Origin of the sequence: Chryseobacterium sp. Chry.R1 (assembly GCF_039645525.1) — a bacterium.
Lineage (GTDB): Bacteria > Bacteroidota > Bacteroidia > Flavobacteriales > Weeksellaceae > Chryseobacterium > Chryseobacterium proteolyticum.
This window is the reverse complement of the sequence record NZ_CP151793.1, coordinates 2,629,826-2,646,015: the sequence shown is the minus strand read 5'-3', so window position 1 is coordinate 2,646,015 and position 16,190 is coordinate 2,629,826. Positions and strand designations below refer to the sequence as shown.

8 protein-coding genes are annotated in these 16,190 nt (G+C 33.4%); all 8 read right to left on the bottom strand.

From position 1 onward, the window contains the following. Positions 1-5: 5 nt before the first annotated feature. On the bottom strand, positions 6-3,908 hold the full coding sequence (locus tag AAEU33_RS11930) for a PAS domain S-box protein (protein ID WP_345987714.1): 3,903 nt from the start codon (positions 3,906-3,908) through the stop codon (positions 6-8). A gap of 635 nt (positions 3,909-4,543) precedes the next feature. After that, positions 4,544-4,909 carry a cysteine peptidase family C39 domain-containing protein gene (locus AAEU33_RS11925; RefSeq protein WP_345987712.1) on the bottom strand — a complete coding sequence of 122 codons (366 nt, stop codon included), beginning with the start codon at positions 4,907-4,909 and terminating at the stop codon, positions 4,544-4,546. Positions 4,910-4,919: 10 nt separating this feature from the next. After that, positions 4,920-6,164, bottom strand: a complete 1,245-nt coding sequence (locus AAEU33_RS11920; protein WP_345987711.1) for a DUF6625 family protein — start codon at positions 6,162-6,164, stop codon at positions 4,920-4,922. Between the two features lie 36 nt (positions 6,165-6,200). Continuing rightward, positions 6,201-8,135, bottom strand: a complete 1,935-nt coding sequence (locus AAEU33_RS11915) for an alpha/beta hydrolase (RefSeq protein WP_345987709.1) — start codon at positions 8,133-8,135, stop codon at positions 6,201-6,203. A 63-nt stretch (positions 8,136-8,198) separates the two neighbouring features. Next, on the bottom strand, positions 8,199-12,605 hold the full coding sequence (locus AAEU33_RS11910; protein ID WP_345987708.1) for an amino acid adenylation domain-containing protein: 4,407 nt from the start codon (positions 12,603-12,605) through the stop codon (positions 8,199-8,201). Between the two features lie 12 nt (positions 12,606-12,617). Continuing rightward, the gene (locus AAEU33_RS11905; RefSeq protein WP_345987706.1) at positions 12,618-14,234 is read right to left on the bottom strand and encodes a cyclic peptide export ABC transporter; all 1,617 of its coding nucleotides are present in this window, start codon (positions 14,232-14,234) and stop codon (positions 12,618-12,620) included. Beyond that, positions 14,215-14,937, bottom strand: a complete 723-nt coding sequence (locus AAEU33_RS11900) for a thioesterase domain-containing protein (protein WP_345987705.1) — start codon at positions 14,935-14,937, stop codon at positions 14,215-14,217. The genes AAEU33_RS11905 and AAEU33_RS11900 overlap by 20 nt, the downstream gene beginning before the upstream one ends. A 17-nt stretch (positions 14,938-14,954) precedes the next feature. Continuing rightward, positions 14,955-16,175, bottom strand: a complete 1,221-nt coding sequence (locus AAEU33_RS11895; protein WP_345987703.1) for a glycosyltransferase — start codon at positions 16,173-16,175, stop codon at positions 14,955-14,957. Positions 16,176-16,190: the final 15 nt, after the last annotated feature.

Genomic DNA, 16,190 nt, shown 5'->3' with positions numbered 1-16,190 from the left:
TGTTTTTATTGTATTAAACCTTTTATTAAATTTAATCCGATTGTTATTTCATTGATAATTTGCTTCTGTAAAGAGGTGAAATCCTTAGTTTCATCCGCTTTCTTTTCCCAGTATAAAGCAGTTTCTGCCAGCTTTATCAATCCGGCAGTTCCGGCTGTACCTTTTAGTTTGTGAAGGACTTTCTTCAACTCATCTCTGTTTTCTTCAGCCGATGCAGTTCTTATATTATTTTCCGCCTCAGAGAGCTGTTGGATTACCAGATCCAGGAAAATCGCTCTAAAATCATCATCGTCCCCCGTTTGATCATTGAGAAGATTCAGATCAAGATATTTCTCAGTTTTTACAGTATTTTCGGTTTCTATCGTTTGAACGGAGATGTATTTTTCTAGCATTTCCAAAAGATCCGACTGTCTCAGGGGTTTCGGAAGAAAATCATTCATTCCGGATATGATGCATTTTTCCTTTTCCCCGATGATGGTTCCTGCTGTTACACCAATGATCGGAACATCCTGGTATCCTGGAAGAAGACGAATTTGTTTAGTAGCTTCAATACCATCCATTACGGGCATTTGGACATCCATCAGTATCACCGAAAAATGTTTGTTTTTACATCGTTCCACTGCTTCCAGTCCATTTACCGATTCTGTAAGCTCAGCATCGGGAATCAAAGATTTCATCATTTTGTTGTTAAGAACCATATTCACAGGGTTATCATCAACAAGTAAAACCTTAAGATGCGGTGGGAATAAAAAATTTTCTGCTTCCTGCTCATCAGCTGCCGGTATTTCTTTTACATGATCATGTACTACACGTTTTAAAGTTCGGTAGAGTTCTTCTGATTTTATAGGTTTTAGCAGGAAGTAAGAATTTTCTTCTTGCCGGAAAGAGTTGAGCACATCATGCTCTTCCGAAGAAGTATGAAGGATAACCAGGGGTGAAGTTTCATTTTTTTGAGCAAATAATTCCTTAATTTTCTCAATAGTTTCCAACCCTGAAATAATGGGCATATGATAATCCATCAAAATAACATCAAAATGTTCTCCATCCAATAAAATCTGCAAAGCTTCCATCCCGTTGGCTGCTAATTTTGACCCAATATTTTTATAGGCCAGCATGTGCTGGAGAATGATCCTGTTCGCCTCATTATCATCAACAATAAGAACTTTTTCTATTTTCAGTTCTTCTTCTTCAATACCTTCAGATTCCTCATAGGGAACTTCAATGTCAAAGAAAAATACGGATCCTTTTTCCGGTATACTGTTCAGGGAAAGATGGCTTCCCATATAGGCCAGAATATTATTGGATATCGTTAGTCCCAGTCCCGTTCCCCCGTAATGCTTGCTGATGGAACTGTTTTCCTGGGTAAAGGCATCAAAAATATGCTGCTGCTTTTCAAGCGGAATACCTATCCCGGTATCTCGTACGGAAAATCTTAATGATATATTTTTTCCTGTTATATTCAGCTTTTCTACTTTAAGCTCAATTTCGCCACGATGTGTAAATTTAACGGCATTACCCAACAGATTAATGAGAATCTGTTTCATTCTGGATTCGTCAAGCCAAATTACTTTCGGCAATCCCTGTTCAATATTGAGTAGCAACTCAATGTTTTTTTTCTGTGATTGATAAAGGATCACATTGATGACCTGGCTAACTAAATCATAAACATTCGATCTTTCGATAAGGAGTTCCATTTTTCCAGATTCTATTTTCGAAAAATCCAGGATATCATTAATTATATTGAGTAGATTTTCCCCCGATTCATTTATATAATTAAGATATTGAGTCTGTATTTCATTGAGAGGAGTTTTCAAAAGCAGATCTGAAAATCCGATCACTCCATTCAGAGGCGTGCGGATCTCATGACTCATATTGGCAAGAAATTCTGATTTTGCTTTGCTTGCAATATCCGCCATTTTCTTTGCATTTTTGAGTTCTTCATTAGTTTTTACAATATCGGTAATGTTCTGTACAGAAACAATTACGCCACCTATTACACCATCAGAAAGATACCACGGTCCTACTTCAAGGTTATAATGTTGGATGCCTTCTTTATGTGGAACTTCAATGGCAAAATCATCATTTTTATAGACCTTGCCTTCTAAAGCATTTTTGTAGATGGCCTTTCTTTCTTCAGGAACGTTAGGAGAAATGGTATAAATATTCTCTCCCATCAGTTCCATATTATTCATATTGAATTCTTCCTTCCAGCTTGTACTTACCGAAACATAATTAAGTTCTTTATCAAACATCGCTACTGCAACGGGAACATAAGTAGCAAAAGACTGCATCATTGCTTCTTTCTTCTCCAGTTCCAGATATATATTTTTAAAAGCATCAATATCCTGAATGATTCCGTACACCCTGGTACATACTCCGTTTTCAAACTCCGGAATTCCTTTTACTCTTACCCAGATCGTAACTCCATCATTGCGGATAAGCTGAAATTCCGCATCATAAGGAATACCTTCTGAAACAGCCCGGTTAAATAAGAACTCAACTTTTTGTTTATCTTCTTCTTTATAAAAACCGATTGCATTTTCAAAGTCGGGCTGGAATTCCTGATCTATTTTATGGATTTCTTTTGCTGTTTTGGACCAGATTACAGATTTATTTTTAAGGTTGACTTCCCAGCCACCCACCTGAGCGACCGAGCTAGTTTGCTCAAGCATTTTCTTGGCATAAAGAAGATCCTTTTCCAGGCTCATTCTTTCCGTTACGTTCAACGCTGTACTTACCACATACGGTTTTCCGTCTTTATCAATTTCCACAAGATTATGGTACATCCAAAACAGTTCTTCACCTTCTTTTGACTTGAGGATCATTGTTCCGAAATCTTCCTTATTCTGATTGATGCGTTCTAAATATTCTTCCAGTAAAGAACTATTTTGTTCAGGAACGAGATCTTTCAGATTTAATCCGTTTACTTCCTCCGCAGAATAATGCAGGGTTTCTCTACCTTTTTGATTCACCTCAAGAATATTTCCTTCCATATCGTGCATGCTCATCAACCCAATGGCATTTTCGAAGAAGCTTCTAAAACGGCGTTCGGAACTTTCAAGCTGGCGCTTTTCTTCGATATGCTGGGTAATATTAATGCCGAAACAAAAAATCTCTGAATGGTCATGGTTTGGCTTCAGGTACCATTCTATAATTATAGCACCAGCATCATCAGTTTTTGTAGAGGTAGTAAAAACCAGTTCCTCATCTGTCTTAAGAAAGCTTTCGAGTTTGAGTTGCCAATCGTCATCCTGCTTTTTTATAATCGTTAAAAAACTCTGATGAACTGCTTTTTTTGGAGCTATGCCGAATATTTTTTCAAAGGTGGGATTTGCTTCTTTAAGGATAAATTTGTTATCAAGAACGCAAATCAGGTTATTAGAAATATCAAAGGTCTGTTGGAAATATTCAGCCTGTTTATTCTTTTTTTTGCCGATATATAAATTGGTGATAGCTTCTCCAATTTTTTTCAGAGTATCTATTTGGTTTTCGGATAGGTTTTTAGGCTTAAAATCAATAACGCACAATGTACCCAATGCAAATCCTTCATCATCTATCAGCGGTACCCCTGCATAGAAGCGGATACCACTTTCCAGAATTATAGAATTCCCGGATGATCTGTCGTCAGCGAGCGTATCAGGGATCACCAACACATCTCCGTTTGCAATAGAATACTGGCAAAGTGTATTTTCACGCTCCACGCTATCCAAAGAAATCCCAATACAGCTCTGTATCATCTGGATATCACTTTCCATAATAGCAATAAGAGAGCTGGGACAGTCGGTAACCAGACAAGCAGTTTCTGCAAAAATATCTAATTGAGGATCCTTCGGCAGATTCAGAAGATCAAATAGTTCCAGTTTTTTTACTCTCCCCTGTTCATTATTAGGCACTGGATAATTCCCCATAACATTAACTAATATTTTGTTTTATGTTAAATATAGTTATAAAATCATTATGGGAAACTATTTTTTTACAACATCGTCAGTATATTCAATTAATATATTTAATAATCCATTACGATTATAAATATTCAAAATTACAGTTCCGGAAAATTTAGCCTTCAATAAAAATATCTGATAAAATGAATATTACAATTCCATTCCGATTTAACTCATTCAATCGGAGCCAATTATCGATAAAATTATTTGATAACAATCCCGTCTGTGTTTTCTTTTAAGATAGAGCTACTTGATAATTTTCTTTTTTAAAATTGAAAAGCCTTTTTACTGTTGAACGTTAAGACAATATTAAATCTATAAAAAAGCAAAAATCAGAGTAAAAAATTTACTCTGATTTATTTAAATTGTAGACTCGCACATAAGTTTTAGATTAATTAAGTACGTTTCAAGCAGCTTGATATTTAAAGTAATTTTTTAAGATCATGTACGGTCTTTTCATATCCGAGATATGGATAAAATACTTTAGATAATTTTTTATAACTCCATAATTGAAATGTTTACATTTTCATTGATATCAATTAATGAAAGTTTATCTTTTTCTAAATATCAGCATCAAATTTTTGAATTTATTTTTTCTCTTATCAGACAATACGTAATGCTAAACCACTATAGATTTTCTTAAATAAGTTCATACTGTTTTTTTGTTCCCCATATTGTGGAGACTTCCATGTTACATATTGATCTGTTATTTCTTTTATTACAGCAAAACAACCTCCATTTATATGTAAAAATGTAATTGCAGGCAGGGGGCTATTGATTAAATCATCAAGATTTATTTTTCCTATTTCATTTTCTATTTTAAAAGTCGATGACAAAATAGAATGTAAGGTTATAAAATCCAAATTTTCACAATCGACATTCTGAATATTTTTTTGCGGTTTATAATATTGAAAAAAGGTCTTAAAAATTTCTTGTGTTTTTGTTTTATTGTAATCTGCAGGTAGCATTCTATTAGTTTTATTTATTGAGTAAATACATTGTTCCTTTTTCTGTTAATTTGAGATCTTCTATCTCAATTTTATAAGCTTTTTCATCACCTTTTAAGTAATGAAACTTAGCGAAATATTGAATATTATCAATCTTATTCCAACAGAAGTAATGATTTCCTTTTATTTGATAAAGAAAAATTTCATTGTATATATAATTATCTATACTACCAGTTGAAGTAAGCATGATAACACTTCTATCTGATTTTTTATAGAAGAACACTTCCCGATTAGCTGACTTATAGGGAGAGTCTTCTACAAAAGGAAAAGAAAATGATTTTCCGAATGTAATGGCTTTGACCTTTGTTATTATATTTTTAATTCTTCGTTGATATGGATTAATAAATAATTGAAAATTAAATTTTCGTTTTAAATCCCGGCCAAGAAATTGAGGCGATATATAAAATACCTCTGTTTTGTTTACCTCTGTCTTTGTGTATTTTTCTATATGGAAGGTGGGCAAACCTTTAATATTAATAAAATGAATTAATAAATAAGGCTTTTCTGTAATAAAATCGTATATGTTTCCATCTCTCCATATATGAGTATTTCTGCTGTATAAAAATTCCTGAGCCATGTCTACATGAAAATATTTGATTTTATTACTTAGTTCCAACTTCCTTAATAAAAAGGCCATACTTTCTATTTCAGAATCAATATACTGTATGTCTTGAGTCTGAACGGTATTAAATTCAAAATTACATTCATCGAAACAGAAGTGACGGTCACTTTGTACTATTTTCTTAAAATCTTTACTTAACCGGAATATTTTATTTATAAAAGGAGTATTTCTATATAAGGTAAAGAATCCGGCAGGATATTTATCAACAGGAGAAATGACATCATATTGATTTAACATTTCATTAGTAATAAAAGCACGAATGTTACCAAATATTAAATCGACATCACAATATCCCCAAAAGTCATACTTTGAAATATATTCTTGCAGTATCACCCCATACAAAGACTTGAAATCACATAATTTATAGGCATCTTTTATATTGACCGGAATTTTTAATTTTTCCGTTGCCATTTCATTAAACTTTTGTAAATCAAACTTAATGAAATGGACATTCTTTATTTTATATTGAGGAGCAATATTGGTGAAAATGTAAAAATCAATAGTTGGATTATACTCACAGCCTTTCAGGAAATAATCAAAATAGTCCGGCCAGGCTTTCCCGAAAAAACAATTTATAAATGCTATTTTTTTCATAATAATTAGGATAATAATTAGAGGCTAGAAATGATATTAACTAAAGAACCCCCAGTAGTAGAAATAGGAAAGGATTAAAATAAATGAAAATAGTACTGAAATGACAATGATTTTGTATCTAAGTCGTGTGTAGGTCACAAAAAATAATATAAATGATAACCCGGATACGATCATATGTACTTTTAACAAATAAAATAAATTGACAAACTTTTCGGGAATACCAAAAGCACATATAAAAAAATTAGTATTATTAGAATAAACTATTGCATAGATAAGCCCTGCCATAAGTACTATTCCTATCATACAATTAATAATTAGTATTATGTAGAAAGTTTTCATGATCAGCTTGTCTACATTTCGTCTTTTCCATATACTTACAGAAAAGAAAATAATAGCAACTAATAAAATTCCATAAGCCAGAATCAACGGAGCAACTTTCAAGATATCAAAACCACCAAATAATAACATGGCTAATTTGGTAATCCCTGAGTTAATATGAATATCTGTGATAAACCTCACTTCCGGAGAATTAATAACTCGTGTACTTCCTGAATTTAAAGGCATTTTATCATTAATGAAATTATTGATAAAATCACTTCCTTCTTTTCCAAATAAGAGAGCATGACCTTCATTTTTGAAGATGATCAGTTGGGCATTCAGTAATCCTGCCAGAGATTGTGCATTTGAAACAGGAGTAATGGGGTCAAATTCTCCTCCTATGATCATCGTTGGAATTTTAGACATCTTTCCATAGTCTAATATATTTTGCGGAACCTGTTTATTATTATTCCACTGGCTGCCCACAAGAAAGTCGGCTCTGTAAAATGATAATCCCCCTTTTAATCCGGGATAATTCGCTGCATCCTCATCATAATACTTCAATGAATTATAAGGAACCGCATCATTAAGTACCATACTATAATAGGTCCCAAAGTCCAATGCTTTAAAAACGCCAGAAAATACACCTACAATTGAGCTGAGTGTTTCCGCATCTCTTTTATGAAATAAGGTAATGATAACGGGTAATACCTCTATTAATTGCTTCGTGTATAAAGCCTGGTGAATTACAATTTTAAAATCTTCGCTATTAAAAGTAAAGCTACCTTTTTCCAGAAGATCTTTAGGAACTCCTACCGTTAATGGATTTTTAGCCAGATCTTCTATTACTTCATAATAGGTCTTTTCAAGATTTGGGAATTTTTTATTTACAGCCGGATTTTGCTTACATTTTGCAAAAAATAGGTTTAGTTCTTTCACATAATGATCGTTGATTTTATTGTAATATTCAGAGATATTATCAACCGGAGAATCCAGAATCATTTTATTGAAATCTTCAGGAAATGAGTTCGCATATACCTGCGAAATATAGGTCCCATATGAAACTCCAAGTACATTCCATTTGTCATAATGTAAAGCCTTTTTAAGCGCATGAAGATCATTGGCAATATTGATACTGCTATAGTTAGCTGGGTCAATGCCTTTTCTTATGAGTTCATTTTTACAGTTCATTGCGGCAAATGACCTGTTTTTTTCATCTGCTGTTGAAGATTCGTTTGAAGATAAAATATTAAATATTTCCGTTCCAAGTTCCGGGCATAATTTCGGTAAAGAGTTCCCGACTCCCCTTGCATCCACCAATACAATATCTGAGTAATCCCTCAATGGATGGTTCCTAAAATACCCGAATGCACCTATGCCTGATTGTCCTGGCCCCCCTTCTATATATAACAGAGGTTTCTGAATGGATTGTTTTTTCTTCTTTAAAACAACATATGCTATTTTTATTTTGCTTGACGGAGTGATCCAGTTTTCAGGAACTGAGAGGTATCCCCATTCAACCGATTGATCATCTTTGAGGTTTTCAACGTCAAAAAATGGTTTTGTTTTTGTAATTGTGTATTCCCATTTCTGAGCGAACAAAAATGAGGATAACATCATGAGTAGTAAAAAAATTACTTTTTGGGTCTTCATATAGAATTATTAATTTTTATTTTTTTATTATTTATAGAGTCACTGTATCAACATCTTCGAACTTTAAAAGTCAAAATCAATATCTACCGGATTATTGCTGTGGAAAAAATCCTTATACCCAAGCTCAGCCTCAGATCTCAATGTTGACAGGTATTTCACAAAATCTGTGTAGGCCTGTGAAAAATCTGCAATGATATGTTCTTTATACAGACTTTTGTTATAGCTTATCTCAAGCTGAATGCCTTGCGGTTCATTAATCATATTCATGATAAGCGGGAATTTATTGTAGGTGGTATCCTGCGAAACATTTTGTAAAGAAAAGTCCGCAAAATCACTTATTGTATTATAACTTAATTCAGGATCTTGGGTTACAAAAAGGATATCAATATTATTTTTCACGAAAGAATGGTCTGAAACTTCTTCATATTTTGTGACTTTTAAAAATTCTTGAGTCACTTTATGAAGCACTTCACCTAATTCTTCTTCTCCGAATGTTACCCGTACTAAGAGACTTTTAATGAAAACACCTAAAAGCGATTGTACCTGAGGTACAGACCTTCCTGAATCTATTGTAGCAATACAGATATCTCTCTTCCCGGAAATATTACGTAAAAATATCAACAAAGATGTTAACATAAGCAGATAAGGTGTTGTTTTCATCTTTTTTGCTAAATCAGATAATCCTTGTGTTACTTCCAGATCCAGAGGAATTGTAAATATATTTCCCTGATACGAATCAGCAGTTACAGTTTCTTTTTTTACAAAAGCTTCATATTGATATCCTTTTGTATAGTTTTTCCAAAAAATGTCATTCTTTTCAAGATCTGCATTCTGGTAATACCAATTTGAATAATCCCGGAACTGAATCTCAGGCCGCAGTTCCGCTGTTTGATTTGAATGATTATTATAAAGAGATATCAATTGTTTTATAAATATTCCTGTTGATATTCCATCAAAAATAATGTGATGAACAAGGAAAATAACTTTGTACTTTCCCCTGACTTTCAAAATCATCATTTTGAGTAATAATTCTTTTTCAAGATCAAAACAATAGCCTTTATAGTCATCAATAACTTTCCTGTATCCGGATTCGTTTGCAACCTCATTAATTTCTAATGCAAAATGAATATCTTCAGAAGAGTGGATTTTCTGAATCACAGCTTCATCCTCCAGAATAAAATTTGTTCTTACAATTTCAGAAGCAGATATTATTTGTCTGACTGCTTTTTCAAATGTTACAACATTAATGGTTCCGGCTACATCGAACTCCATCAACATATTATACGAAGGAGAAACTTCTTTTCTCTGGCAGGCCAACCAAATATTCTTTTGTGTAGGTGTTGCCAAATATAGATCCTGATCTTGTGCTTTTAAGATCAAACTGTTCCTGTCATTTTTCTTTAAAATAGTATGACATAAAGAAGATAAATCAGGATTTTCAAATACGTCCTTCATAGTCAGATGGACAGAAAACTTCTTGTTTAACACATTCACTAGTCTGGAAATCAATAAAGAATGGCCTCCCAGTTCAAAAAAATTGTCTTTATCTTCAATATCTTTCTTATAGTTTAAGATTTCCCGCCATACATCCTTTAATTCTTGCATCATTTCTGCATCTTTAATGATCTGGATTGTAGCAGGTTCTTGAGAAGGAAAGTCTTTCATTGAAAGAGATTTCCTGTCTATTTTCTGATTGGGAGTTAGGGGAAATTCCTCTATTGGAAAAATAAATTGGGGAACCATATAATAGGGGAGCTTTTCATGCAATCTCTCATATAGAGAAGAGATCTCAATTGGTGCATAAGTTTTCAAGTATGCTATCAGTTGATTTTCGCCCTCCACTTCTTTAGCCACTACAACAGAATCTTCAATATTCTCCACCGTATTCAGATGGTTTTCAATATCTCCTAACTCTATTCTATATCCTTTTACCTTAACCTGGTTATCACTTCTTCCGAAGAACAAGATTTCACCTTGTTCATTCCATTTGCCTACATCACCTGTTTTATACATTAATTCTTCCTTCCTGAAAGGATTTTTTATAAACCTTTCAAGGGACAAGTCTTCATTATTATAATATCCTTTGGCAATCCCCTTACCTCCAATATAAATATCACCAACAGTATTTACCGGAAGTAAATTTAAATCTGTATCTAAAATATAGAAAGAAGTTTCTTTAATAGGTTGACCAATATTCTGAGGTACCGTTCCGGGTTCAATCTTTTTTGTTGAGGACCAGATCGTAGTTTCTGTGGGTCCATACATATTCCAAAGTTCTTTGCATGATGCAAGCAATTCCTCAATAAGATCATTATTGATCAAATCACCACCACACATTATTTTTAATTCCGAATCTGGTTCCCAGCCTACACTAAGAAGTCTTTTGAAAAAACTTGGGGTCGCCTGAATAACAGAGGGTTTCACCTCGACAATTTCCTGTATTGTAGCCACTGGATCTCTCAAGGTCTTTTCACTGGCAATGTATAGTGTGGCACCATTAATCAGAGGGGTAAAAAACTCCAGAATAGAAATATCAAAAGAATAAGTAGTTACTGAATACATTGTGTCTTGATCGTCGATTCCCGGTTTCTCACTTATACTTTCTAACAGGTTTAACAATGAAGCATGCCCAATTTCAACCCCTTTAGGGTTTCCTGTAGATCCCGATGTATAAATAATATATGCAGTATCTGTTGGACTAACATATACTTCTTTATTGCTAAGGCTTTTGTTTACAATATCTGAAACTAAAATACTCTCGATATCAGTAAGATTAAGAGAAATATTTTCCTCAGATATTAAAAGCTGCGCCTTACTATCCTGTAAAATATACTGCAATCTTTGTACAGGAAATTCAGGATCGAGAGGTATATAAGCCTTCCCCGCTTTCATTATTCCCAGCAAAACACAAATCATATAAGCCGACCGGTTCAATAAAACAGCAACCGTCTTTTCATCGTTATGATGATGGAGAAGGTAATCAGCTATCTGTGTAGAGATCTTATTAGTCTCAGTGTAGGATAAAGAAAAGTTTTCATCGGCAATTGCAACTTTATCAGGAAATTCTAAAGTCTTCTCATTGAATAGATCAAGGAATGTTTTATTGTGGTCTTGATTTTCATCTTTAGATGAGAATCTTTCATTAAATAAGAAGAGACTTTCTTTTTCTTCCTCAGACAAAAATGAAATTTTATACAGAGGTTCAGCTGCTAATGTTTCGATGTTAACGATCATATAGTGAATATGTCGTACGCACTGTTCAATAGATTGGTCATCAAAATAATCGGTATTGTAATCAAAATCTATTTTAATATCCTCATTATCATCGAATTCCCTTACAAACAAGGCTAAAGCAGACCTCTCAGATTTATTGGTAAGCGGAATCACTGTAGTTTGAGTACCTTCAAAGTGATCGGCATAATTATGTTTCTCGTAAGATAGGGTAATATTAAAAAGCTTATTTTTTTCATTAAAAAGTTTCAGGTCACTTACAATTTTTCCCAACGGATATCTTTGATGCCTGTAGTCGGACATCAGTTGCTTTTTTGTACTATTGATCAGATCCAACAAATTAGCCTGATAATCCAGTCTCATCCTTAAGGGTGAAACTCCCATAAATAATCCAACTGTTTTTTTGAAGACTTTGGTGTTTCTGTTCAGCACAGGAATTCCAATGGCTAGATCATCACTCTGATTAATTCTTCCAAAATACAAGAAAAACAACCCTAAAAATCCGTGAAATGTAGAGAAATTATGCTTTTTACCCAATTCTATGAGTTTGTTATAATCTTCCCTGCGAACTATTAGTTCTTTCCTGTCGCTTTCATGAACAGCGTATTCTTTATTATCTTTCCTGTTAAAAACAACCGTAGGTAGTGTTGAATATCTTTCAGCCCAATACTGCTTATCTTTATAAAATTCATCGGAATCCTGATAAGCCAGATCGTGAGTTACAAACGTACTATATTCGTAAGGGTATTGGTCTTGAACCATATCAAATTTCAGGATGTCATTATAATTTTTAATCAATCTCTGGAACATAAGAGAGGTTCCCCATCCATCTGTGATGATGTGATGGTACACTGAGAAAAGGTAATAGTGAACATTACTGCATTTAATAAGAACAAATCGATACAGACAATCATCTTCCAACACATTGAAAGGTATTAAAAACTCCCTCTCCATATAGTGTTCAGCGCTACTCACAGCATCAGTTTCATTTGAAAAATCGATCCATTCCAAATGTCTTGGTTCTTCTTCTTTTATATGCTTTTTTACCTCATCTTCAGATTGTCTGAAAAAACTTCGATAGGCATCGTGCTGATTGATCATCTCACGATAGGCCTTCTTAAAAGTTTCAATCTGAATTTCACCTTTAATTTCTATTTTGGCCCCTATATTATAGATCGGAGTATCGGGATACAGCAGTTGTTCAAAGAAAACATCCAGTTGGGGAAGTGTCAGTTTCATAAACCTATGGTATTAAAAGTAAGCATTTTGAAAATTTGCAGGAATATCTTCTTTCACGATTTTACCGTAATCAAATTTCAAAAGCTTATCACAGTAATGGAAATATCTATCGTCATGAGTAACAGCAATGATAGTTTTACCTTGTGATTTCAATTTGGGAATCAATTCTTCATAGAAATATTTTCTGAAATACGGATCCTGATCTGCCGCCCACTCGTCCAGTACTACGATCGGTTTGTCTTCCAATAAAGCAAATATCAACGCCATCCTTTTGCTTTGACCTTTTGAAAAACTTCTTCTGGCAGATTCTTCTGAATCGTCTTTTACGATATTTTCAAGTTTAAATGTTTCAAGTAATATTTTATATTTTGGATTATTTTCCAGTATATAGTCATCATAATTTTGTGAAAAGAGGTGATTGCTGGTAAATACAGCAGAAATAAGATTCTGGATTTCCTTCTCTGAACTTATTCTTTCCCCGTCAAAAAAAATATCCCCCTGGTCAGGAACATACAAACCTGAAAGAATATTGATAAAAGTACTTTTACCGCTTCCGTTTCCTCCTACAATAAAGATAACTTCTCCTTTGTTAATTTCAAGGTTGATAGGCCCTAACTCAAAATTAGCATCTGCATTATCATTTTTATAGTTAAAATGAATATTCCTAAAATTTAATTTTGAAAAGTCGGCCGCCAGTTCTTTATTATGTACATTAACAATCTTTTCATTTTTAAAATCCTCATAAAATGTTTCAAGACGTTTGTTCGCTACAAACAGTCTGGTGACCACATCCTGAAGATTGATCAGGTTATTAATAGGACCAGCAATAAATAATAAAACCAGTACATATGGAATTACAAATTCTCTTTTCAGCCATCCTAATTCAGGTAATATAAAAAGAATAATACCCATTATAATGTACATCCCATACTGACTGATAAGCCCTATTGATAAAAAGGAAAAACTAATTTTAAAATCCAACGCATAGGATGCAGTCCTGTTTTCATATACATAGTTTTCAAGCAGTTTCTTTCTTCTTTTATCACTGATCATTAATTCTTTAAAACCACTGATCACGTCCTGTACATACCCGAAATAATGCTCATTATATTTTTTCACCTTTTCTATCGACTTTGATAAGGAATTCATTACTAAATAATAGATTCCAGCAATTATCAAAATCGCAACAAGAATAATTACCGCAGATACCGGAGATAATTTGACGAGATAGAAAAGGCATAATATTACCATCAGTAAAGAGGAGAATGCTGCAGTTACCACAGCCGGCAGTGAATAAAATGTTCTTGTATCTTCCACAGCTGTATAAAACCTCTGAGTTCCTAATTTCTCGATTTTTATCAATGGTGTATCCAGTATTTTCTGGAATAATTTCTTTTCTAATTGGGAAAGCAATTCAAAGGTTATTTTATTGAGCTCTCTCTGAAAAAAGATACTTAATAAATAAGCATAGACAACAAAAGCAAAAAAGGTTATATAAATATAGCTGCTTGCCGAAAGCTGATTAGACAGTGTATTGTTTATTATATAAATAATAGCAAAACTCAGTAAACTGCTTATAACCGCATATAGGGATATTAAGATGATGTGTTTAGATTTTATTTTTAACATAATTTGATTCTTTTAATTTAAAACAATGGTTAATGAGTTTTCCTATTTCTGGTCCGTTATCATGAATAAAAAAGTGATTTCCAGGCAATATTGAATGATGAAATTGAGACTCTGTAAATCCTCTCCAATTTTCAATTTTTGTATTGAGTGATTCTTCGCTGCCCATCATCGCATAAATGGGTGTTTTAATGACGACATCATTTTCAAAACCCTGTTCTTTTTCTATGCATTCGAAATCAGCCCTCATGATTTTAGCGAAAAAAGAAAATGCATCCTGGTTTTCAAGGATTTCGATTGGAATTCCACCCATCTCTGATATTCTTTTTTTGAAAGTATCATCATCTAAATTGTATCTGGTAGGAATTTTATGATTTTTTAAAGGCCCCGGATTTCCTAATACCATTAAAAACTCCGGGAAATCATGATGTTCTTCAAGCATCCGGGTAACAAAAAGGCCAAGCAAGGCTCCCATACTATGTCCTAATACGATAAAAGGAGAACCGTTCCTCTTTTTTTTTATCTGCAGAAAAAGGTCATCAATTGCTTCTTTTTTTCCGGTTATTAAACTCTCTCTAAATCTTTCTCCTCTACCCGGCAGTTCTATCGGAATAAATTCGATGTCGGAGGTTATTGTTTTTTGTAAAAAATTGTAAGAATATTTATTTCCGCCTGCAAAATGTAGTAAAAAAAGCTGTTTATTCATTATTTAGGGGTTGGTGTTTAGGGGTTAAACTTTGTCCATGCATCATCTTGCGATGCTTTTTCAAAACTGGATTTCATTTTAGATAAACTATCTTTTATAATGGTATCATTCTGAAGCTTGTTGATTACTGAAATGATTCCTGAATTATTTATCGAATGAGTTTCTATTTTTATTCCTAATTGGTGGGCAGCTACCCTATCTGCATTTTCAAACTGATCAAGCCCTAATGGAATAACAGCCATCGGAATTTCATGCATGATGCATTCTTTAACCCCCCCCATTCCGCCATGTATGATGGCAAGGTCTGAATGTTGAAGCATGGCCACCTGAGGAAGCCACTGGTGAATTCTTATGCTATCTGAAGCCTGAGATTTATAGTTATCAAATAAGTTTCCGACCGATATATTAAGGATATAATCTTCCATAGATTCCTGTCGAAAACTATCGATAAGTGTTTGCGTAATGTATTGTGCTTTTTCGTTATCAATTTGTTCGGCCCATGAACCTAATGAACAATAAACCAACTTTTTTCCAGATTTCTTCTGTTTAGAAATCTCATTTTCAAGATTATCCATATCATAATGTAAGTGAAATATATTCTGCTCAGGGATACAAGGTCCTACATACATATCATTTCCGTTAACCACTGCATTTTCTATTAAGAATTCTTTTGAGGCAGGTACTACATTATAGAAGTTTTCAAAAACACATAAAACATCGTTCAGAGAATTCATTGCATATCCTTTATCGATAAGGTAATTAATCAGAAGATTAGTAGATTCCAGGTTGGCATCATCCATAAGCATATTGATGCTCCATTCTTTTACCTTTTCTGTAAATGATGTTTTACTGAAATCGTTATCAACAGGAAAGTGGCAATATACCAGGAATGTTTTTATCTTATATTTCAAATAGAAAGTGGCTGCTTCTATTGGATTATAGGCTGTAAAAAGAATAGCTGACGGATTAAAATCCTGCATTAGCTCATCAAGACCACCATCGATAATTGTACGAATAACATCCGCATTGATTTTACCAGACTCATATTTGCTGCCTTTCGGATAATAATCCCCAAAAATAGATGTAGATGGAAATGATGTCCCGGATATAATTTCTGTCACATCAGGTACACCGATATAATGAACATGAGCCCCCATCTGATGAAGTTTTTCACTGATTCCCAGCGTAGGAATTATATTTCCTCTAAATGCATCCGTATAAACCAATATTTTTTTCATAAGGTTATTGTTTTT